Below are 20,628 nucleotides of genomic sequence, written 5' to 3'. Positions count from 1 at the left end.
AGAAGCGAGGGAAATCCTTGCTTCTTCGTTTTTGCAACCAGACGCAGTAAGGAAGTGAGACTGTTGTATCATTCAGCCAAACGGCGCTCATCATCAAGACTGATGATGTTCATCATTGCACTGATTATTTTTATATTTGGGCTTGGGCTGAATCTTTCAGTAGGAGCCTCAGACATCGGCATCATAGATTCATTGAAATATCTTTTTGTATGGGACGGTTCAAAGGAACAGCTCATCATCTCTACTCTTCGCCTTCCCCGCACATTAATCGGCGTTTTTGTCGGCGCCAGCCTAGCTGTAGCAGGGGCGCTGATGCAGGCTATGACCAGAAATCCTCTGGCTTCACCCCAAATTTTCGGTGTGAATGCGGGTGCATCGCTTTTTGTCGTTGCTTCTCTCGTCATTCTGCCGGCATCGCCCTATTCATCTGTTATATTCGCTTTTGCGGGTGCGGCAGCAGGCGGCGCGATTGTGTATATGATTGCCTCATCCGGCGGAATGACGCCTGTCAAGCTGGCGCTGTCAGGAATGGCCGTGCACTTGTTCCTCTCCTCTATGACACAGGCCATCATTATTTTAAATGAGTCAGGTGAGGATGTTCTGTACTGGATGACAGGCGCAATCGACGGCAGCAACTGGCAGGACGTCATAACCATCGCTCCTTTTTCTGTCATTGGCATCGGGCTTGCCCTCGTATTTTCCGGTTCTGTTTCTGTTCTCGGTCTCGGAGACGAAACAGCAAAAGGGCTTGGACAAAATATGAACGGCATCAGGATTCTGATCAGTTTGATTATTTTAATCCTTTCCGGCGCTTCCGTAGCCGTCGCCGGGCCGATTGGCTTTGTCGGGCTGCTCGTCCCGCATATTGTCCGCAAGCTGATCGGAGAACATTATCAATACGTGCTTCCGTTTTCGGCACTGTTCGGTGCCATTTTGCTGGTGTACGCAGATGTTCTGGCCAGATGGATTGCATTTCCTTATGAATCACCGGTCGGCATTGTCACCGCGATTATCGGAACGCCGTTTTTCTTATATTTGGCAAGGAAAGGGCGGCATCTGAAATGAGGAAAACAACCAGAAAACAAAAACGCCCCTTGCTGGCGATACTCATATTGGCCGTGATTTTAATCGTTCTGTCCGTCATCAGCATTGGAATCGGTGCATTATACATTTCACCTGATGCGGTAGTGACGAATCTGCTGGGACTGGATCATTCCTTTGAATTTATCATCCAGCAATATCGTCTGCCCCGCATTATATTAGCGATTTTGGCCGGTGCTGGGCTTGCCGCTGCCGGAGCGATTTTACAGGGTGTGATCCGAAATCCGCTCGCTTCCCCGGACGTTGTCGGCATTTCAAAAGGCTCCGGACTTGCAGCGATGGCTGTGATTCTCATCTTTCCTGAGTCGCCGGTATACGTGCTTCCGTTCTCCGCATTTGCCGGAGCCGCCATTATTGCTGTACTATTATTAATGATAGCCCGAAAAAAGAGCATTCAGCCCTCTTCACTGGCTTTATCAGGCATTGCTTTAGGCGCGGTCTGCCACGCCGGAATGCAATATATGATGGTCAAGTTTCCGGGCGACGTGAATGCTGCACTCATTTGGCTGACAGGAAGCCTTTGGGGAAGAAACTGGGAAGAAGTCAAGCTGCTTGCGCCATGGCTTTTGATTCTTTTTCCGATCGTCTGCATACTCATACCGAAGCTGGATCTTATGTCACTCGGGGATGAGCTTGCACAGGGTCTCGGAGAAAACGCAAACCGGCTGAGATTCATCCTGATTTTCACCGCGGTGGCGCTGGCGGGAAGCTGTGTAGCCGTCGTCGGCTCAATCGGTTTTATCGGCTTGCTTGCTCCGCATATCGCCAGACGGCTTACCGGAGAAAAAGCTAAATATTTACTGCCTGCATCGGCATTGATTGGTGCTATTATATTATTAATTGCAGATACGTTAGGGCGCGGCATCATGCCTCCGGTTGAAATACCTGCCGGAATACTGACAGCCGTGATCGGCGCGCCTTATTTCTTATATTTATTGAAATTCGAAGCGAGGAAACAGTAGGGAGAGGATACCATGGGAAAACTGGCTGCAGACCAGCTCACTCTTTCATATGACAGTACAGTGATTATTGACGGAGTCGACTTAAAGATAGAAGAAGGAAAAATCACTGCGCTCATCGGCGCTAATGGCTGCGGTAAATCAACAATCCTCAAATCGCTCGCCAGGCTGATGGCCCCGAAAAGCGGTACAGTGCTACTAGAAGGAAAAGACATCCACCGCCAGCCATCAAAAGAAGTCGCAAAAAAAATGGCCATTCTTCCACAATCTCCTCAGGCTCCTGAAGGATTGACGGTAGAGGAATTATGCTATTTTGGCAGACATCCTCACAAAAAGCTGTTATCCAAGCATACCCAAGAGGATCATGACATGGTAGAGTGGGCGCTGGAAGCAACGGGCATGATTGAACTGAAGGATCGGACGCTGGATGCCCTCTCAGGCGGCCAAAGACAAAGAGCCTGGATTTCAATGGCACTTGCGCAAGGCACTGATTTGCTTTTGCTTGATGAGCCGACCACGTATTTAGACATCTCACACCAGATTGAAGTGCTTGAACTGCTGAAAAAGCTGAACCGCGACCATGGCCGCACCGTTGTCATGGTGCTCCATGATTTAAACCAAGCCGCTCAATATGCTGACTATCTGATCAGTGTGCTGGACGGAAAAATATACAACGCCGGAACACCGGAAGATGTGTTCACCCAGCCATTTTTCCGTGAAGTCTTCGGCTTGGAATGCTGCATCATGAGAAGCCCGATCGACCAGAAGCCAATGTGCCTGCCGACAGGACTGTGCCCGAAACTACGGGCGAAATGAAAAGGAGAGGAGCCCCTCTCCTTTTTTGTATGCCAGCTTACCTTTTGTATTTCCTCTCCTGTCCATGTTACAGTGGTGTCAACCAAGTGATAGGAGGATGAAAATGACAGCATCTCAGCAGCAAATTCAATTAGCAAGACGTCCACAAGGTATTCCTGTTCATGAAGACTTTCGCTTTGAAACCATTCCGGTTCCTGAACCCAAGCAAGGGGAAGTGCTTGTCAAAACGCTTTATGTTTCGGTTGACCCTTATATGCGCGGCCGTATGCAGGATACGAAGTCATATGTTGAGCCGTTCGCCTTGGATAAAGCGCTTTCTGGCGGGGTTATCGCTGAAGTTGTGTCAGACGGGAATCATCTGAAAAAAGGCGATATCGTCATCGGAAATCTCAGCTGGCAGGAATTTTCCGCTGTGAGCGAGTCTGCCTTGCGAAAAATTGATACAAGCCTTGCTCCCGCTTCGGCCTATCTCGGCATTTTGGGAATGACCGGCTTAACAGCATACTTCGGATTGCTGGACATCGGACGCCCGAAGGAAGGCGAAACCGTGGTTGTCTCCGGAGCTGCTGGAGCCGTCGGTTCAACAGTCGGGCAAATTGCCAAAATCAAAGGCGCGCGAGTCGTCGGCATCGCGGGCTCTGATGAAAAAATCGACTATTTAAAACAGGAGCTTCAGTTTGACGAAGCCATCAATTACAAAACAGCGGATGATATCCAAAAAGCGCTTCAAAACGCTTGTCCTGACGGTGTCGATGTGTATTTTGACAATGTCGGCGGACCGATTTCAGACGCGGTGATGAATCTGCTCAATGAATTTGCCCGCATTCCGGTGTGCGGCGCCATTTCTTCCTATAACGCAAAAAGCGAAGCAGATGACATGGGCCCTCGTGTCCAATCAAAACTCATTAAAACGAAGTCGCTGATGCAAGGCTTTATCGTAAGCGACTACTCCGATCGTTTTTCTGAGGGAGCAAAACAGCTGGCCGAATGGCTGAATGCTGGTAAACTCCATTACGAGGAAACCATCACAGAAGGCTTCGAAAACATTCCTGACGCGTTTCTCGGTTTATTTAAGGGAGAAAATAAAGGGAAACAGCTGATCAAGGTCAGTGATCCGAGCTGAATGAAGATGAAAACGGGAGGGCTTTTTGCCCTCCTTTTGTGTTTCGATGAGATCAGTTGCGAAGAATCAGCGTAAGAAAACCATCTTCATCAGGTTCCGTGTCTTCTAAAGTGAATCCTGCTGCTTGAAAGCAAGCTAAACTGATTCGATTGTCTTCTTCAATGCATGCCACCCATTCCCGCACGCTTTTAAATTCAGGGTCATTCAGCAGTTTTTGCAGTATCTGTTTTCCATACCCTTGAAGCCGGTACAAAGGATTGACGATCAATCCAATATACGTCCGCTCCTCTCCGAACTCAATAACGACCATCCCTGCCGGCAGCTGTCCATCATACGCCATGATGACAGTATCGTGTTTATCTTTATTTACTCGTGCGTACCACTCATCTAATGGCAGCATCCCATCCATTCTCCGTCTGGTATCCTCATTCTCAAACCAGTGTTCAAGTATTTTCAGCTCTGGCTCCTGCATTACTTGAAACCTGTCTATTGAAGCCATTTTCCCACCTCTGCGCAAAATCTTTTCTATTATTTTACAACAAAAAAAGGGCTTTCCGCCCTCCTTTTTATTTCGTCTTCAGTTTTCCGCCTGCATACACAGCTTCACTCAGCTCAACACCAAGCTTCTTCGCCATTTTTTTCAGCTTTGATTCCTCCAATTTTGTCACAAGGCTCAGCACGTTGCCTTCTTTTCCGGCCCGGCCTGTTCGTCCTGATCTGTGGACATAGCCATCTTCATCTGGAATATCAGCATGAATCACGTATGGCAGGTTTTCAATGTCTAAACCGCGTGCGGCAATGTCAGTCGCCAATAAAAGAGGAAACTCTCCGTTTTCGAATGCGGCAATGATTTTCGCCCGCTCCATTTTTTTCGCTTCGCTGTGCAAAACGCCGAGTTCAACGTGGTGATATGCCAGCTTTTCCGCATATACACTCAGGTTGCCAATGTCTCTCACAAATACGAGTGCCTGCATGCCTTCAAGCCTTGACAGCTTTTGCAGCAGCTTTACTTTGTCACGCTGGTCACAAATGAGATATTGATGCTTCACTTTCCCTGCCTCTGCCTTGCTTCGCTGCACCTTCAACACCTCAGGCTCTTGCGCCAATTCGCGGAGCACATCCTCTGTTTCCTTTTTAAGCGTGGCAGAGAAACATAGAAGCTGGCGGTCTCTTAATGTCGTTTTAATAATTTGTTTGATCGTCTCGCGATGCTCCGGCAGGATAAGCTGATCCGCTTCATCAAGTACAATCGTTTTCACTTCATGCATTTTGAGTTTCTTTGCTTTAATCAGTTCAAATACCCTGCCTGGCGTGCCGACAATGATATGCGGATGTTTCTTTAGCTTTTCGACCTGCTTCTTCACATTCGCCCCGCCGATTAAGGAAGCCGCGCGCAGCTCTGAGCCCGCTTTCCAATCCTGAATCACCTGAAAAATCTGCATCACCAGCTCACGGGAAGGCGCTAAAATCACCGCCTGCGGATGCTTTTGCTCTGGTTTGATCCGCTCCAAGACCGGCAGCGCATACGCCAGCGTCTTCCCTGTGCCTGTCGGCGATTCTGCAATGACATCCTTTCCGTCCATGATCAGCTGGGCTGCCTGCTCTTGAACAGGGGTTGGCGTTTGAAAGCCGGAAGCATTCCAATTCTCTTGTATAAATGATTGTGCATTATGTAAAAATGGCCAAGTTTGCGTCATTTTGTTCTCCTCAATTCCTGAAATCTATTCCATAGTATCTCAAAACCTCGCCCGGAACGCAATTTTTCTTTTTCTTTCCTATACCTTTCAACATTCCGAATCCTCCTTTATAATCAAAAGGGTGAATATTACACGCCGATTGTGCGTGTTTGATAACGATAGAGGTGTAAACATGAGTATTTTATCTGTAAAGGATTTAAGCCACGGCTTCGGGGACCGGGCCATTTTTAATAACGTTTCCTTCCGCCTGTTAAAAGGCGAGCACGTCGGTTTGATCGGCGCAAACGGTGAAGGAAAATCAACCTTCATGAATATTATTACCGGAAAGCTTGAACCTGATGAGGGAAAAGTCGAATGGTCAAAAAATGTCCGTGTCGGCTATCTGGATCAGCATACCGTGCTGGAAAAAGGAAAATCTATTCGCGACGTCCTGAAAGACGCATTCCATTATTTATTTGCGATGGAAGAGGAAATGAACGAGATTTACAACAAAATGGGCGAGGCTGATCCCGACGAGCTCGAGAAGCTGCTTGAAGAAGTCGGCGTCATTCAAGACGCGCTGACAAACAATGATTTTTATGTCATTGATTCCAAGGTGGAAGAAATCGCCCGCGGTCTCGGTTTGAGCGATATCGGTTTAGAGCGAGATGTCACCGATTTGAGCGGCGGACAGCGCACAAAGGTCCTTCTCGCTAAGCTTCTCCTTGAAAAGCCGGAAATTCTGCTTCTCGATGAGCCGACCAACTATCTTGATGAACAGCATATTGAATGGCTGAAACGCTACCTGCAGGAATACGAGAACGCGTTCATCCTGATTTCCCACGATATTCCGTTCTTGAATAGTGTCATCAACCTGATTTATCACGTTGAAAATCAAGAGCTGACACGTTATGTCGGCGACTACCATCAGTTTATGGAAGTCTACGAGGTGAAAAAACAGCAGCTTGAAGCGGCCTACAAAAAGCAGCAGCAGGAAGTCGCGGAGCTGAAGGATTTCGTTGCCCGCAACAAAGCGCGTGTCAGCACGAGAAACATGGCGATGTCCCGCCAAAAGAAACTCGATAAGATGGATATGATCGAGCTTGCGGCAGAAAAGCCAAAGCCGGAATTCCACTTTAAGCCGGCGAGAACGTCAGGCAAACTGATTTTTGAAACGAAGGATCTCGTGATCGGTTACGATTCCCCGCTGTCCCGTCCGCTCAACCTCCGCATGGAGCGCGGCCAAAAAATTGCCCTTTACGGCGCGAATGGGATCGGAAAAACGACATTGCTGAAAAGTTTGCTTGGTGAAATCCAGCCGCTCGAAGGCTCTGTTGAACGCGGTGAGCACATCTATACCGGCTATTTCGAGCAAGAGGTCAAGGAAACAAACAACAATACGTGCATCGAAGAAGTATGGAGCGAATTCCCTTCTTATACGCAGTATGAAATCCGTGCCGCTCTGGCAAAATGCGGGCTGACGACAAAGCATATCGAAAGCCGCGTCTCCGTATTAAGCGGAGGCGAAAAAGCGAAAGTCAGATTGTGCAAGCTAATCAACTCAGAAACAAACCTGCTGGTGCTCGATGAGCCGACAAACCACTTGGATGTCGATGCCAAGGAAGAGCTCAAGCGCGCCCTGAAAGAATATAAAGGCTCCATTCTGCTCATTTCCCACGAGCCAGATTTTTATGTGGATATCGCGACAGAAACGTGGAACTGCGAGTCTTGGACGACGAAAGTGCTTTAATTTATAAAAAAACCCGCCTGCTAAAGGGCGGGTTTTTACTGCCATTTATTCTGAACGATTCTCAAAAGCTCTCTGTCTTTTAAAATGAGCTGCAATGGAGATGTGAATTCATCAAGTGTCAAGCCCTCTTTTGGCAGACAAGCGGTGACCACTCTACAGAAAAGCTGTTTTTCATGACGCTGTGTATGTATTGATAGAGCGTTTCTAAACATTTCTGATCATATTCGTCAGGCTTTGCCTTCATGGCAAACGTCCCCTCTACAGCATGAACCATCACTTGAAATGGCAATCGTAAATGAACGGACACATTCTCAGCTTCTCCAAGATAAATCCCAGCCGCATCAATGTCTGACCGAAGCGGATGCCCTTTCCGCGAACGCCGTTCTTGCTGACCGAAAAAACCGGTTTCTAAAGGGAGTTTTCAGCCGAAAAATAGTAAAATTGTGTCATAAAGGTTGTCCTTTCCTTCACCAATTCGATTATGATGCATTATAACTAATAAAAAGACACTGCATATGCGCAGTGTCTTTCGTTATTAATGCCCCGCCTTAATTCCAGCAAGATGTTTACGTCCCATGAGAAGGACAAGCATGCCGACAAAAACGACGATTCCGCCTACTGTGTATGGTGTGCTTGCAGTAAAGTGTTCTGACAGCATTCCCGCAATCCACGGAGCGAGCGCGCCGCCGATGAAGCGGACTGAGCTGTAGGCTGAAGACGCGATTGAACGTTCAACCGGCGCAGAACCCATCACAGCGGTTGTCATGATCGTATTCACCATACCGAGGACAGCACCGGCGACAACGATACATGTAATAATCAAAGTCTGATGGTCTGTCCAGATCCCCATAATAACGAGAATGGCCGCAAAGGCGATAAAGAGAACGACGAGCGAACGCACTGTGCCCAGCGCTTTGTGCACGAGCGGCGCCGTAAAGACTGACGTAATCGCCAGCAGAAGGCCCCAGCCGAAGAAGACATATCCAAGACCGTGTTCATCTAAATCCAGTACGAACGGAGAATAAGCTAGCAAAATAAAAAATCCAAAGTTGTATAGGAATGCCGATACCGCCATTGTCAGCAGGCCTTTATATTTGAGTGCCTTCATCGCATCAAACACACCGACGCGTTTCGCCGGTTTCGGCAGCTTCGGAAGCATGAAAGAAATCGCGATTAACGCAATAAACATCAGGACAGATACTCCAAAAAACGGTGCACGCCATGAAATACTTCCAAGCTCTCCGCCTGCAAGCGGCCCGACAGAAATCCCGAGACCGAGCGCAGCCTCATACAAAATAATCGCTTGGGCGCTGCCGCCGACTGATACGCCGACGATGACCGCAAGCGCTGTTGAAATAAACAAAGCATTCCCTAATCCCCAGCCGCCGCGATAGCCGACTAACTGAGCGATTGAGCTTGAGCTGCCGCCAAGCCCCGCAAACACAATAATAAAAATAAGTCCGAGAATTAACGTCCATTTTGCGCCGATGCGGCTGGAAATGGCTCCTGAGAAAAACATCATAAATCCGGTTACTAGCAAATAACTTGTAAACAAGAGTGATACTTCACTAGGTGAAGCATGTAATTGTGCGGCAATGGCCGGAAGAATTGGATCGACCAGCCCGATTCCCATAAAAGAAATCACACAGGCAAATGCGACAGCCCATACCGCTTTCGGCTGGCTGAGCAAGCCTGTTTTCTGATTCACTTGTGTTGTCTTATCCATTTGACCTGACCTCCATCTTTATTCCATTAAAAGAAACGCTACAAAAATAGCGTTTAACAAACTTTTCATTCGATTGATTGAATGGCACGTTCCGCTTTGCCTTTCATGCCCTGCAGGCGTTCTTTAAAGCTTTGAAATGTGCGGATTTTCTCATCAATCAAATCCAGCTGGTGATTCAGGGTTTCCTGAATTTCCTCCAGTTTTTCTTTCCGTTCCTTAGGATCCAGTGACAACAAATACCCCTCTTTGTTTAACTCTAGCTGGCGGCTGGTTTCCATGAAATGCTGAAGCTCCTGAAGGGAAAAACCGAGCACCTCTTTTGTGCTGATGACTTTCTCAAGCTCCTCCATATCATCCTCTGAATAAAGTCTTACACCGCCGTCTGTCCGTTTCGGCGCCGGAATCAAGCCGATTTCTTCATAAAACCGGATGGTCCGCTTTGTCAGTCCGCTTCTTTTGGCCACTTGATCAATCTTCATCCATTCCAAGGTAAATCCCCCTTCGCCGTTTCTGTTACCATTATACACCTTTTGAACCTTAACGTAAACGTTAAGTTTTAAAAAACAATAAAAAAGACGAGCAGCATACAGCACCCGTCTTTCACTTACCTGTTTAAGCTAAACTTCCCGCCACTGACAGAGACTCTTTTTGAAGGCTTTCAGAAAGCACTCGATACGCGATCACTTTCTTCTTGTACTGTTTCACGACGTCGATATGGTCGTCGTAGCGGTACACGAACAGCTTCACGTCTTTGTTTCCTTTTTTTGTATCTATCACCAGCGGCGTGCCGCCGTTTTCCGGATGTAAATAACGCTCTTCATCACCTGGATAGATATAATATTTTTCCAGGAAGATAGCTTCGTTAAATTGATCAATCACTTTCTGCTTCTCTGTACCCTCGAGACGTTTTCCATCTAGAGAGAGACTCGCATTTTCGCCACTAAGCTTGGCGTGCACTTCAAATTTGCTGAGCAGCCATTCTATGACGCCTGTAGGAAGACAGGTTAATACGATTTTCACCAGACTCATGAGAATTAACATCACGATCGCCCATGTCATACTTCATCATCTCCGTTAGTTTTCCATGTGCCGCTGACACACAATTTTATCCTAACATAAGCAGGCCGGTTCGTTTTTGTCCATTATGTGAAAAAAAGCGCGGCCTGCTGCGGCCACGCTTTTTAGCTTTCCAGTTCTTCGATCATGAGGGACAATTCTGTCCAGCGGTCCATCGCAGCCTCAAGCTCTTCCGCCGTTTTCGCCTGCTCGGCCATCAGCTCTTGGATTTTGCCAAAATCACTGCCTGCTGCGGCGATGTCAGCTTCGAGCTGCTCATGCTTTTCTTCCAGCTGGGCAATTTTATCTTCGATGCCATCCCATTCCAGCTGGTCTTTGTAAGAAAGCTTTTTCCGTTTTTTCTTCGGCTCGGCTTCAGCCGTTTTTTCCTCAGCTGTCGGTTTTGGGGCCGCTTTTTTCGCTTTTGACTCCTCCATATAGTCGCTATAGGAGCCTTGAAAGCGGGAAATGACGCCATTTCCTTCAAATACAATCAAACGGTCGACGACGCGGTCAAGGAAATAGCGGTCATGGGATACGGTGATGACGACGCCAGGGAACTGGTCAATATAATCCTCAAGAACGCTTAATGTTTCAGTATCCAAATCGTTCGTCGGCTCATCGAGAAACAGGACATTCGGCTCCTGCATGAGAACCTGAAGCAAGTATAAACGGCGTTTTTCCCCGCCGGACAGCTTGCGGATATACGTCTGCTGCATCGAACGCGGGAAGAGGAAACGCTCGAGCATTTGTTCAGCTGTAATCATATCGCCATCTGCCGTTTTTACGACCTCCGCTGTTTCTTTTATATAGTCAATGACCTTTAACTCACCGTTCATTTCACTATGATCCTGAGTATAGTAGCCGATTCTGACCGTCTGTCCGATCGTAATATCGCCTCCGTCCGGCGTATGACGGCCGGCAAGGGCATTTAACAGCGTTGTTTTCCCGATGCCGTTTGGCCCGATGATCCCGATCCGTTCACCTGGTATGACAAGTTCATTAAAACGGTCGACGAGCATGCGGCCGTCATAAGCGATCATAACGTTCTCCGCTTCAATAACTTGTTTTCCGAGACGGTGCGAGCCAATGGCAAAATCGAGTGAACCTGATGACTGAGGGCCTTTCTGCTCTTTAAGCGACTCCACCCGGTCAATTCTCGCTTTTTGTTTTGTGGAGCGGGCTTTCGCTCCTCGTCTGAGCCAAGCCAGTTCGCGGCGCAGCAGGTTTTGCCGCTTCGTTTCCTTTTGCTCAGCCTGCGCTTCCCGTTCCGCGCGTTTTTCTAAAAACACTTCATAGTTGCCTTTGTACGTGTAGAGGCTGCCTCTTTCAAGCTCATAAATGCGGTTGGTGACACGGTTTAAGAAATATCTATCGTGCGTCACCAGCATGACGGCGCCGGGATATTGGCTTAGATATCCTTCAAGCCACTCAATCGTTTCATTATCCAAATGGTTCGTCGGCTCGTCTAAAATCAGCAGATCAGCGGGCTGAATTAAGTTTTTGGCAATGGCTACCCGTTTTTTCTGGCCGCCTGAGAGCTCATTGACTGGCTTTGTTACGTCGTTGACGCCCAGCTTAGACAATACAGTTTTTGCCAAGGTGTTTGCATCCCATGCATTGTTTGCGTCCATTTTCGCTTGTGCTGCCAGCAGGTGTTTCTGGCGCTGTTCATTTTCGGGATCTTTCCCCAGTTCATACAGCGCTTTTTCATATTCACGCAAGGTTTTCATCACAGCCGATTCACCGGAATAGATATGCTCCAGCACTGTTTGCCCCGCAGGCAGCTCCGGGTCTTGATGAAGAAATTCGACCTGCACGCTTCCAGATTTCGTGATTTCTCCTTCTTCGATAGATTCCAAGCCGGCAATCACTTTCAGCAGCGTTGATTTTCCTGTTCCGTTCGGCCCGATTAATCCGATTCTCTCATTCTCTTCAATATGAAAGGAGATATGGTCAAATAATGTTTTATCTCCGTATGTTTTATAAAGATTTTCCGCTTTTAATATGCTCATGGTTCCTATCAATCCTCACGTAAGTTCATGTGTACATTTTAAATCAGCCGCTGGAATAAAACTAGTAAAACGTCAGACGAATTTCATGGAAATGCAGGATAGAAAAAGACCGGGGACATTTGTCCCCGGTCTTTTACTCTTCCTCAAGCGCTTTTTCGGCCATTTTTGCAAGATGCTGTGCGCTTCCTGAAATCTCCTGCATTGTGGCGGAAATTTGTTCAACGGCAGCGGCTTGTCCGTCTGTATGCTGATTAATTGACTCAATGGATTCCTCCAGCCCTTTTAGCAGGCTGTGGATTTTTTTCGTAATCTGGTCAATTTGGCCGACATTTTCTTTTGAATGCGTCGCCAGCTTTCTGATCTCATCTGCGACGACAGAGAAGCCTTTTCCGGACTCCCCTGCTCTTGCCGCTTCGATCGCGGCGTTCAAGCCAAGCAGATTGCTTTGGTCCGAGATGCCTTTAACAGTTACTGAAATATCAGCGATTTCACCGGCGCTTTCGCTTACTTTTTTCGCCTGAGAGGAAATGCCCGACATTTGAGTTGAAAACCCGTTAATTGATTCAGAAATGTCGGAAATAGCCGCGGCCGTTTGTTCAACGACAGCTGATAAGCTTTCCGCCACATCATGCAGCTTTGACGACTCCTCAAGGCTCGTTCCGAGGCCGACGCCTCCAATGACTCTTCCATTCTCGTCGTGCAGCGGGATGGCACGCGCGATCAATGGGAAGCCGAACAATTCTTTCGGAACCATGCTCGTCTTCTTCTGATTGCTTCGGATGGCATCTGTGATAATATCCCCTTCCTGCAGCGGATCGCCGGCTTTTACGTTCAGCGAAAAGGTTTTGGCCGGTATATTCACGAGCAGTTTTTCCGTATCATAAATGCCGATTGTAATATCATCCTGAACCAGGCTGTTTAAATAAGGGGCTACTTTGATAAATGCGTCCAGAATATCTGCGGTTTCTTTTTCCGTATTTATGGTCAATTCCATTCACTCCTTTTCATTAATAAGGGAAGCTGCGTTTTTCGTGCTGGACCGAGATCCATTTCAGCGTTGTAAATTCTTCGAGGCTCCACTCACCGTTTAAACGGCCGAGGCCTGATTGCTTTTCACCGCCGAAGGCTACATTCGGTTCATCATTGATGGTCGTGTCATTGACGTGAATCATGCCTGTTTCAATGCGTTTCGCAAAAGCCACGCCGCGCTCAAGATTTGACGTATGTACGGCACCGCTCAAGCCAAACGGGGTTTCGTTTGCGATATCCACCGCTTCGTCTTCTGAATCAAACTTCATAAAGGAGACGACTGGTCCGAACAGCTCTTCCTTGGCAATGCTCATGAACGGTTTGACGTCTTTTAAGATCGTCGGTTCCACGATCGTCCCGTTAAATCCGCCAAGCTTCACTGGTACAGCGCCTTCTTCAATTGCTTGCTCAACAGTCTTCATCAGCCCGTCTGTCTGTCTGCTGTTGATTAATGGCCCGATAATCGTATCAGGATCCATTGGGTCGCCTACTTTCAGCGATTCCACTTTTGCCTGGTACAGCTCAAGGAACTTGTCATAAATAGAAGAATGAACAAGCACGCGGTTGGCTGACATGCAAATCTGTCCTTGATGTGTAAATCGGCTGAACACCGCCGCATTGACCGCATATTCTATATCTGCATCCTCAAGTACGATGAAGGCGCTGTTCCCGCCAAGCTCAAGAAGCGGCTTTTTAAAATGCTTCATCGCAAGCTGTCCGATGTAGCTGCCGACTTTCGTAGAACCGGTAAATGAGATGATCCGCGGCACTGGATGCTCAACGAAGCTGTCGCCGATTTCAGCAATGTCTGTGACAACAACATTCAGCAGCCCCTCCGGAATTCCCGCGTTCTCAAAAATTTTCGCAATCAGCGTACCGCCGCAAATCGGCGTTTCCTCATGCGGCTTTAGCACAACGCCATTGCCGGCTCCGAGTGCAGGCGCCACTGATTTCATAGATAAAAAGAATGGGAAGTTAAACGGACTGATGACACCGACAACGCCTGCCGGCACGCGATATAATCTGTTTTCCTTGCCATCTATTGTGGACGGAAGAATTTTCCCCTCCATGCGGATTGGGAACGTTGCCGCTTCTTTTATGATGTTTTTGACAAGACCGATTTCAAAAGCTGCTTTGAGCCTTGTTCCGCCAAGCTCCTCCATAATCAAATAAATAATGGCTTCTTCATTTTCTTCAATATACGTGACGGCTTTTTCTAAAATGGTTCTTTTCTCAAACGGGTTGACCGCATCCCATTTTTTCTTTGCCAGCGCCGCTGCCCGATACGCTTCATCTACATCGTCAGCAGTCGCTTTACGGAATGTTGTGAATGTTTTTTGAGTATAAGGATTTTTGTTTTCCAATACATTTGGGCTGCTGCCCTCCTGCCATTTCCCGCCGATAAACTGTTTATTCAACTCTTCATATTGAAACATGGTCAGCATCTCCTTTATAACCGCAAATCAAAATATGGGCGAATCTATTTTTTCTATCGGTTCATCTTGCATAAAATTGAATATACGATTAGTAAAAATTACTATCCTATGATACGACAACGCTGTTTCGCTTCTATCATTTAAAGCAGAAAAATATTTTATTGACTGCGTCAAATTTCGACAATATAATACAACAAGAACTGCATATAATGATTAGAATATTTTGAATATTTCTAGGAGGAACTTTTGATGAGTTCATTATTTAGAAAAAAACCGCTTGAAACATTGAGTGCGCAGAGCAAGTCAAAAAGCCTTGCCCGTACGTTAAGCGCATTTGATTTAACCTTGCTCGGTATCGGTTGTGTCATCGGTACAGGGATTTTTGTCATTACAGGAACAGTGGCAGCGACCGGTGCAGGTCCCGCCCTCATCATATCGTTTATTTTAGCGGGGCTCGCCTGTGCGCTGGCTGCTTTCTGTTATGCTGAGTTTTCGTCTTCCATTCCGATTTCGGGAAGCGTGTACTCATACTCATACGTGACACTTGGAGAGCTGCTCGCCTTTTTGATCGGATGGGATCTCATGCTTGAATATGTCATTGCACTGTCGGCGGTTGCCACCGGCTGGTCTTCATACTTTCAATCACTGCTTGCCGGCTTCAATCTTCATATTCCGGCTGCACTGACAGGAGCGCCGGGAAGCACGGCGGGCGCCGTATTTAACCTTCCGGCTGCGGTGATCATTCTCCTCATCACTGCGATTGTCAGCAGAGGCGTCAAGGAAAGCACACGCTTTAACAACGTCATCGTACTGATGAAAATCGCGATCATTTTATTGTTCATTATTGTCGGCATCGGCTATGTGAAACCGGACAACTGGTCTCCTTTTATGCCATTCGGGATGAAAGGCGTCATACTTAGCGCTGCCACTGTATTCTTCGCGTACCTTGGGTTTGACGCGGTTTCTAACGCATCAGAGGAAGTGAAAAATCCGCAAAAAAACATGCCCGTCGGCATTATTTCAGCTCTAGCTGTCTGCACGGTGCTGTACATCGCGGTATCGCTTGTGCTGACAGGCATGATGCCTTATGCCAAATTGAATGTCGGAGATCCTGTATCCTTTGCGCTGAAATTCGTCGGCCAGGACGCTGTTGCCGGAATTATTTCTGTCGGTGCGATTATCGGGATTACGACGGTGATGCTCGCTTTGCTGTACGCTCAGGTTCGTTTGACATTTGCCATGAGCAGAGACGGCCTTCTGCCTGGATTGTTCGCAAAGGTTCATCCGTCATTTAAAACCCCGTTCCGCAATACATGGCTGACAGGGATCGTTGCAGCGGGAATCGCCGGCTTTATTAACCTCGGAACGCTGGCCCATCTGGTGAATATGGGAACACTTGCCGCGTTTACGGTCATATCTATTGCTGTCATTGTGCTAAGAAAGAAACATCCTGAAATCAAGGCGTCCTTCAGAGTGCCGTTCGTTCCGGTTGTGCCGATTATCAGCGCAGGCATCTGCATTTGGTTCATGTACAGCCTTCCCGGCGTCACATGGCTTTCATTTGTCATCTGGATCGCTGTCGGAACGCTGGTTTACTTCCTATATTCGAGAAAACACAGCTTATTAAACAAATAATCTCTTTTTAGCCGGCGGTGCCTCACCCGCCGGCTTTTTCCTTTTTTTATGTGCTATACTTTGAATACATATGAGGAAAGGGAGACACACAGATGAAACGATACCGCACTTTATTATTTGATGTAGATGATACCATCCTTGATTTTCAAGCGGCAGAAGCTTTAGCCCTGCGTTTGCTGTTTGAAGATCAGAACATTCCTTTAACAAATGACATGAAGGCGCAGTATAAAACCATCAATCAAGGTCTCTGGAGAGCCTTTGAAGAAGGTAAGATGACAAGGGATGAAGTCGTAAACACGCGTTTTTCCGCTTTGCTCAAGGAGTACGGTTACGAGGCGGACGGCACCTTGCTTGAGCAAAAATACCGCCGCTTTCTTGAAGAAGGACATCAGCTTATTGACGGTGCATTTGATCTCATCTCAAATCTGCAGCAACAGTTTGATTTGTACATCGTGACAAACGGCGTGTCTCACACACAATATAAGCGTCTCCGTGATTCAGGATTATTTCCATTCTTCAAGGACATTTTCGTTTCTGAAGACACAGGCTTCCAAAAGCCGATGAAGGAATATTTCGATTACGTGTTTGAACGGATTCCTCAGTTTTCAGCAGAGCACACATTAATCATCGGGGATTCACTAACTGCTGATATCAAAGGCGGACAGCTCGCCGGGCTTGATACTTGCTGGATGAACCCTGACATGAAGCCGAATGTGCCAGAGATCATACCAACCTATGAGATTCGTAAGCTTGAAGAGCTATATCACATTTTGAATATCGAAAATACCGTCAGCTGCTAATCAGGCTGACGGTATTTCTTTCATAAGAATCTTTTTTCCTCTTGATAAATTCTTCACCTTATGAATAATATGGTGGTATGCTTTGGTTATATATGTAAGGAGGAGACTCAATTGGCTATCGCCGCCCCGTTAAAAGAAAAAACAGTTCAAAAACCAGGCACCACGGTGTATCCGATTTTGATTATTATCGGAATTTGCCATATGCTCAACGATTCGCTTCAGGCTGTGATTCCGGCCATGTTCCCTATTTTGGAACGCTCCATGAGCCTGACGTTTACACAGCTCGGCATCATTGCTTTCACATTAAACATGGTGTCATCCGTCATGCAGCCTGTTGTCGGCTGGTATACCGATAAACGGCCGCGGCCGTATGCGCTGCCAGTCGGTTTGACCGCCAGCATGCTTGGCATTTTGGGCCTTGCATTTGCCCCGTCATTCATAACGATCTTATGCTGTGTGTTTTTCATTGGATTAGGCTCGGCCATTTTCCATCCGGAGGGCTCCCGTGTGGCGTATATGGCCGCCGGCACAAAACGCGGGCTCGCCCAATCGATTTATCAGGTGGGCGGAAACTCAGGCCAGGCGATGGCGCCGCTGATCACCGCGCTGATCCTTGTGCCGCTCGGGCAATTCGGCGCTGTTTGGTTCACGCTTGTCGCCGCGCTTGCTGTTATGTTTCTCATGTATATCGCGAAATGGTACGCCTCACGTCTCGGCAGCCTTGCCCAGAAATCAGGCAAACAAAAGAAAACGGCTGAAAACACGGCCATCACCAAATCTGTTGTATCTGCTCTTATTATTATTATATTTCTCATTTTTGCTCGATCTTGGTATACGAGTGCGATCGGTAACTTTTACACGTTTTACGCGATGGATACATATCACGTAAGCATTCAGCAGGCACAAAGCTATATTTTTGTCTTCTTGCTGTTCGGCGCAATCGGCACGTTTCTCGGCGGCCCGCTTGCAGACCGTTTTGGAAAACGCTTCGTTATTCTCGGTTCGCTGTTATGCTCGGCGCCGCTGGCGATTGTGCTGCCATTTGCCGGCCCGGTTCTCGCCTATGGCGTGCTCGCATTGATTGGCTTGGTTCTGATGTCGAGCTTTTCTGTAACGGTCGTCTACGCACAGGAGCTAGTTCCTGGAAAAATCGGCACAATGTCCGGTTTAACCGTCGGGCTTGCCTTCGGGATGGGCGCAATCGGCGCTGTGGCGCTGGGCGCTCTGATTGACGCCGCGGGACTGACCCCGACGATGATCGCCATTGCCTTTCTCCCGGTTCTTGGCATCCTTGCCTTCCTATTGCCAAGTGACCAGAAGCTGAGAGAATGGCATAGCTGAAAAAACCCCTGCCAGGCGGCAGGGTTTTTTTAATCCAGCTGGATAAAATGAGTGTCAGGCACTGCGTGCTTCGGGATAAAGCCATCCGCAAAGTCCGGAAACGCCGACTGTATTTCATCAATCCATCTTTTCAGATTTAATATATACGGCATATAAATCATCTCAATTGTCGCTTCGTCTTCAATCCGGTAGTACCAGCAAAGATTAAACTCTTTTTCTGTCACCAGTGTAAACCCAGAGAAATGATAGAAAATCAGCGGCGTTTCATCTATATACACGCGGCCGTCCTTTTGCCCGACCTTATAGTTTTCGATATTCCAAAGCGCTGTATTGGCTCCTATTGATTTGACAACATGAACACCTTTAAACTGCGCCGGCCATTTCTCCACATATCTTTGATCACCATATGTCTTTCGTTCCGTATCCATTTCGACCGTGCAAAATTCAATACAGTCCTGTCTCCACTGCCACACCGCTTCATATGCTTCCTTTGTATTACCGGCGCCGACAAAGCCTGTATTAAAGCGTCCGGTTCGGTTGTAGTAGGACATGAAGCGCGGCGAATTACGATGATCAGTCAAATACAGAGACGCCGTTGGGTTTTCTGCAAAAATACGTGCCGGATCAGAAAAGAAAAATAGATCCGTATCCATATGGGCAAAGTATTCAGCGTCATCCCACTTGCTCATCACATGAAACAAAAAGGCAGGCTTTAACGTCCAGCAATATTCATGAAACGTTCTGTTGCTTTTCGCTTTCAACAGCTCCGGGTCTTCCATTTCATGCAGCTGCACAAAGGTTACATGCTCCCATGGAACGTGCTGAAGCAATTCATACGCTTTCTGGTCGACACACAGCACATATAAATGAAAATCATCGCAATGCTCATGGAGAGAATGAATCATAGGCATGAGCTTAAAGATATGTGTCCTTGACACTATCGTTGAAAAATGAAATGTACTCACTTATACCACATCCAATGATCTAAGATCCACGTGCAGCAAATCGTTGACAAGCGCATACAGTGCGTTGGCAAAATCGTTCACGCCTAGCTTTTTCTTCGCCTTAGGCAGAAGCTTGCGGACAGTTTGCAAATCAAAGCTTTTCGCCGTCACCCTTGGGGATTTCTTTCGCCAATCCGGATCAATGTTGCGCTCTTTAACAACATGCAGAAGTTCAAGAAACAGATTCAGCAGTATATCATATTTCTGTGATTCCAGCAGCTTTTGAATATCAGCCATGATTCTGTTCGTCATGTCAGGCGGGAACGGCCCATTAAAAGCGAGATGAACGTCTAAGGAGCGGATGTTATTGTATTTATCGCACATATAGGCAATGTTTGCCCGAATATCGTCTACAGATTTACAATTGCTTGGATGTTCCTGATGAACACTGACAATATCACGGCGAAGCCTGAAGGTCAATCCGGCCTGATGAAGCCTGATCCCGAGGTCATAATCCTCAAACCCGTACCGCACAATGCCTTCGTCAAATAAACCGAGGTCAACCACATGCTTGCGTTTCACAGAGGAATTATTCGTGATAAAAAAGCGCCATGGCATATGATAGCCTTTCAAGTCATCGCCGTACTCATCTAAAATCTTCTTGAGCACGTCTATAAAGTCGGTATCGAGGTCAAAGCTTTTATCAAGAAAGCTTCCGTTTTTGATGTCCGCTTCCTCCAGCAGCTTTTGTTTGTCTTTCTTCGGCATTTCACCTGTGAGCTTTGCGAGCTGTTCCTTATGTTCTTCTTCAAATCGTTCATAGTAAAAACTGTAGATCCGTTTCCAAAACAACCCGCACACGACGAGATTCTCTTCGTTCTCATGGGCTTTAATATGTTTTGCCACAAGGTCCTTTGCCGCAAGCATATCGCTGTCATGGAAAATCAGGATGTCTCCTCTGGCATTGCGAAGCGCCTGATTTCGTCCGTACGCAATGCCCCTGTTTTCTTTAATCCGTGTAAAGATCAGCGGAAAATCAGCTTGAAATGACTCAAGCATCGAGAGCGTCCCGTCCTCAGAGCCATTGTCCGCTACAATGACTTCGAATTCTTCATCGCACTCCTGCTGGTTTAGTGACAGAAGGCTGTTGTAAAGGCGCTCCTTTGAATTATATGCAGGAATAATAACGCTTGCTTTCACTTCATTTTCACTTCCTGTATT

The 20,628-nt window shown here is 47.2% G+C and carries 18 protein-coding genes and 1 pseudogene; 8 read left to right on the top strand and 11 right to left on the bottom strand.

Annotated elements, in window-relative coordinates; translation table 11 throughout:
* Positions 1-63 precede the first annotated feature (63 nt).
* The 4 genes from fecD to NSQ16_RS03975 all read left to right on the top strand — a co-directional run bounded on the left by fecD (position 64) and on the right by NSQ16_RS03975 (position 3,999).
* Positions 64-1,065 (top strand): Fe(3+) dicitrate ABC transporter permease FecD, encoded by a 1,002-nt coding sequence (gene fecD, locus NSQ16_RS03990; RefSeq protein ID WP_015482945.1) that lies wholly within the window; start codon positions 64-66, stop codon positions 1,063-1,065.
* Positions 1,062-2,063 carry a Fe(3+)-citrate ABC transporter permease YfmE gene (gene yfmE, locus NSQ16_RS03985; RefSeq protein WP_339232579.1) on the top strand — a complete coding sequence of 334 codons (1,002 nt, stop codon included), beginning with the start codon at positions 1,062-1,064 and terminating at the stop codon, positions 2,061-2,063. The genes fecD and yfmE overlap by 4 nt, the downstream gene beginning before the upstream one ends.
* Before the next feature lie 12 nt (positions 2,064-2,075).
* On the top strand, positions 2,076-2,876 hold the full coding sequence (yfmF, locus tag NSQ16_RS03980; RefSeq protein ID WP_230488066.1) for a Fe(3+)-citrate ABC transporter ATP-binding protein YfmF: 801 nt from the start codon (positions 2,076-2,078) through the stop codon (positions 2,874-2,876).
* A 103-nt stretch (positions 2,877-2,979) separates the two neighbouring features.
* Positions 2,980-3,999, top strand: a complete 1,020-nt coding sequence (locus NSQ16_RS03975) for an NADP-dependent oxidoreductase (protein WP_116316378.1) — start codon at positions 2,980-2,982, stop codon at positions 3,997-3,999.
* 52 nt (positions 4,000-4,051) lie between these two features.
* On the opposite strand, the gene NSQ16_RS03970 is transcribed toward NSQ16_RS03975, so the two are convergent.
* The gene (locus tag NSQ16_RS03970; protein WP_230488065.1) at positions 4,052-4,498 is read right to left on the bottom strand and encodes a GNAT family N-acetyltransferase; all 447 of its coding nucleotides are present in this window, start codon (positions 4,496-4,498) and stop codon (positions 4,052-4,054) included.
* A 67-nt stretch (positions 4,499-4,565) separates the two neighbouring features.
* Positions 4,566-5,696, bottom strand: coding sequence for a DEAD/DEAH box helicase (locus NSQ16_RS03965; protein WP_015252580.1), 1,131 nt, complete (start codon positions 5,694-5,696; stop codon positions 4,566-4,568).
* Positions 5,697-5,868: 172 nt separating this feature from the next.
* Here NSQ16_RS03965 and NSQ16_RS03960 point away from each other — a divergent pair, with 172 nt between their 5' ends.
* The gene (locus NSQ16_RS03960) at positions 5,869-7,425 is read left to right on the top strand and encodes an ABC-F family ATP-binding cassette domain-containing protein (protein ID WP_033883242.1); all 1,557 of its coding nucleotides are present in this window, start codon (positions 5,869-5,871) and stop codon (positions 7,423-7,425) included.
* Between the two features lie 157 nt (positions 7,426-7,582).
* Here NSQ16_RS03960 and NSQ16_RS03955 read toward each other — a convergent pair.
* The 7 genes and pseudogenes from NSQ16_RS03955 to yfmT all read right to left on the bottom strand — a co-directional run.
* A pseudogene (locus NSQ16_RS03955) lies at positions 7,583-7,669 on the bottom strand (hypothetical protein); the annotation flags it as partial.
* A 291-nt stretch (positions 7,670-7,960) separates the two neighbouring features.
* Positions 7,961-9,151 carry an MFS transporter gene (locus NSQ16_RS03950; RefSeq protein WP_003233759.1) on the bottom strand — a complete coding sequence of 397 codons (1,191 nt, stop codon included), beginning with the start codon at positions 9,149-9,151 and terminating at the stop codon, positions 7,961-7,963.
* Positions 9,152-9,216: 65 nt separating this feature from the next.
* Positions 9,217-9,639 carry a MerR family transcriptional regulator gene (locus NSQ16_RS03945; RefSeq protein ID WP_003243655.1) on the bottom strand — a complete coding sequence of 141 codons (423 nt, stop codon included), beginning with the start codon at positions 9,637-9,639 and terminating at the stop codon, positions 9,217-9,219.
* Between the two features lie 124 nt (positions 9,640-9,763).
* Positions 9,764-10,210 carry a YfmQ family protein gene (locus tag NSQ16_RS03940; RefSeq protein WP_088325435.1) on the bottom strand — a complete coding sequence of 149 codons (447 nt, stop codon included), beginning with the start codon at positions 10,208-10,210 and terminating at the stop codon, positions 9,764-9,766.
* Positions 10,211-10,332: 122 nt separating this feature from the next.
* Positions 10,333-12,222 (bottom strand): ABC-F family ATP-binding cassette domain-containing protein, encoded by a 1,890-nt coding sequence (locus tag NSQ16_RS03935; protein ID WP_128441441.1) that lies wholly within the window; start codon positions 12,220-12,222, stop codon positions 10,333-10,335.
* Positions 12,223-12,355: 133 nt separating this feature from the next.
* A complete protein-coding gene (locus NSQ16_RS03930) occupies positions 12,356-13,216 on the bottom strand; it encodes a methyl-accepting chemotaxis protein (protein WP_003233767.1) in 861 nt (286 codons plus the stop codon).
* A 13-nt stretch (positions 13,217-13,229) separates the two neighbouring features.
* Positions 13,230-14,687, bottom strand: coding sequence for a benzaldehyde dehydrogenase (gene yfmT, locus NSQ16_RS03925; RefSeq protein WP_080529053.1), 1,458 nt, complete (start codon positions 14,685-14,687; stop codon positions 13,230-13,232).
* Positions 14,688-14,936: 249 nt separating this feature from the next.
* Here yfmT and NSQ16_RS03920 point away from each other — a divergent pair, with 249 nt between their 5' ends.
* From NSQ16_RS03920 to NSQ16_RS03910, 3 genes are all read left to right on the top strand, one after another.
* Complete coding sequence (locus tag NSQ16_RS03920) at positions 14,937-16,322, top strand: amino acid permease (protein ID WP_029946523.1); 1,386 nt, start codon at positions 14,937-14,939, stop codon at positions 16,320-16,322.
* A 92-nt stretch (positions 16,323-16,414) separates the two neighbouring features.
* Positions 16,415-17,122, top strand: a complete 708-nt coding sequence (locus tag NSQ16_RS03915) for a YjjG family noncanonical pyrimidine nucleotidase (protein WP_033883237.1) — start codon at positions 16,415-16,417, stop codon at positions 17,120-17,122.
* Positions 17,123-17,233: 111 nt separating this feature from the next.
* Positions 17,234-18,463, top strand: coding sequence for an MFS transporter (locus tag NSQ16_RS03910; protein ID WP_003243467.1), 1,230 nt, complete (start codon positions 17,234-17,236; stop codon positions 18,461-18,463).
* Positions 18,464-18,492: 29 nt separating this feature from the next.
* Here NSQ16_RS03910 and NSQ16_RS03905 read toward each other — a convergent pair whose 3' ends face one another.
* Positions 18,493-19,428 (bottom strand): putative nucleotide-diphospho-sugar transferase, encoded by a 936-nt coding sequence (locus NSQ16_RS03905; RefSeq protein ID WP_041057007.1) that lies wholly within the window; start codon positions 19,426-19,428, stop codon positions 18,493-18,495.
* Positions 19,429-20,607, bottom strand: a complete 1,179-nt coding sequence (locus NSQ16_RS03900) for a glycosyltransferase family 2 protein (RefSeq protein WP_029317509.1) — start codon at positions 20,605-20,607, stop codon at positions 19,429-19,431.
* Positions 20,608-20,628 lie beyond the last annotated feature (21 nt).

This window comes from Bacillus sp. PS108 (assembly GCF_037963335.1).
Classification (GTDB): Bacteria; Bacillota; Bacilli; order Bacillales; family Bacillaceae; genus Bacillus; species Bacillus subtilis.
The sequence above is the reverse complement of the archived record's forward strand: the minus strand, read 5'-3'. Positions and strand labels throughout refer to the sequence as shown.

What these genes read in the sequence shown, in the direction of transcription:
- NSQ16_RS03920 (WP_029946523.1), top strand. Translation starts at nt 14,937, where the DNA reads ATGAGTTCATTATTTAGAAAAAAACCGCTTGAAACATTGAGTGCGCAG.
- NSQ16_RS03950 (WP_003233759.1), bottom strand. Translation starts at nt 9,151, where the DNA reads ATGGATAAGACAACACAAGTGAATCAGAAAACAGGCTTGCTCAGCCAG.
- NSQ16_RS03975 (WP_116316378.1), top strand. Translation starts at nt 2,980, where the DNA reads ATGACAGCATCTCAGCAGCAAATTCAATTAGCAAGACGTCCACAAGGT.
- NSQ16_RS03960 (WP_033883242.1), top strand. Translation starts at nt 5,869, where the DNA reads ATGAGTATTTTATCTGTAAAGGATTTAAGCCACGGCTTCGGGGACCGG.
- yfmE (WP_339232579.1), top strand. Translation starts at nt 1,062, where the DNA reads ATGAGGAAAACAACCAGAAAACAAAAACGCCCCTTGCTGGCGATACTC.
- NSQ16_RS03970 (WP_230488065.1), bottom strand. Translation starts at nt 4,498, where the DNA reads ATGGCTTCAATAGACAGGTTTCAAGTAATGCAGGAGCCAGAGCTGAAA.
- NSQ16_RS03940 (WP_088325435.1), bottom strand. Translation starts at nt 10,210, where the DNA reads ATGACATGGGCGATCGTGATGTTAATTCTCATGAGTCTGGTGAAAATC.
- NSQ16_RS03965 (WP_015252580.1), bottom strand. Translation starts at nt 5,696, where the DNA reads ATGACGCAAACTTGGCCATTTTTACATAATGCACAATCATTTATACAA.
- NSQ16_RS03930 (WP_003233767.1), bottom strand. Translation starts at nt 13,216, where the DNA reads ATGGAATTGACCATAAATACGGAAAAAGAAACCGCAGATATTCTGGAC.
- NSQ16_RS03915 (WP_033883237.1), top strand. Translation starts at nt 16,415, where the DNA reads ATGAAACGATACCGCACTTTATTATTTGATGTAGATGATACCATCCTT.
- yfmT (WP_080529053.1), bottom strand. Translation starts at nt 14,687, where the DNA reads ATGTTTCAATATGAAGAGTTGAATAAACAGTTTATCGGCGGGAAATGG.
- yfmF (WP_230488066.1), top strand. Translation starts at nt 2,076, where the DNA reads ATGGGAAAACTGGCTGCAGACCAGCTCACTCTTTCATATGACAGTACA.
- NSQ16_RS03935 (WP_128441441.1), bottom strand. Translation starts at nt 12,222, where the DNA reads ATGAGCATATTAAAAGCGGAAAATCTTTATAAAACATACGGAGATAAA.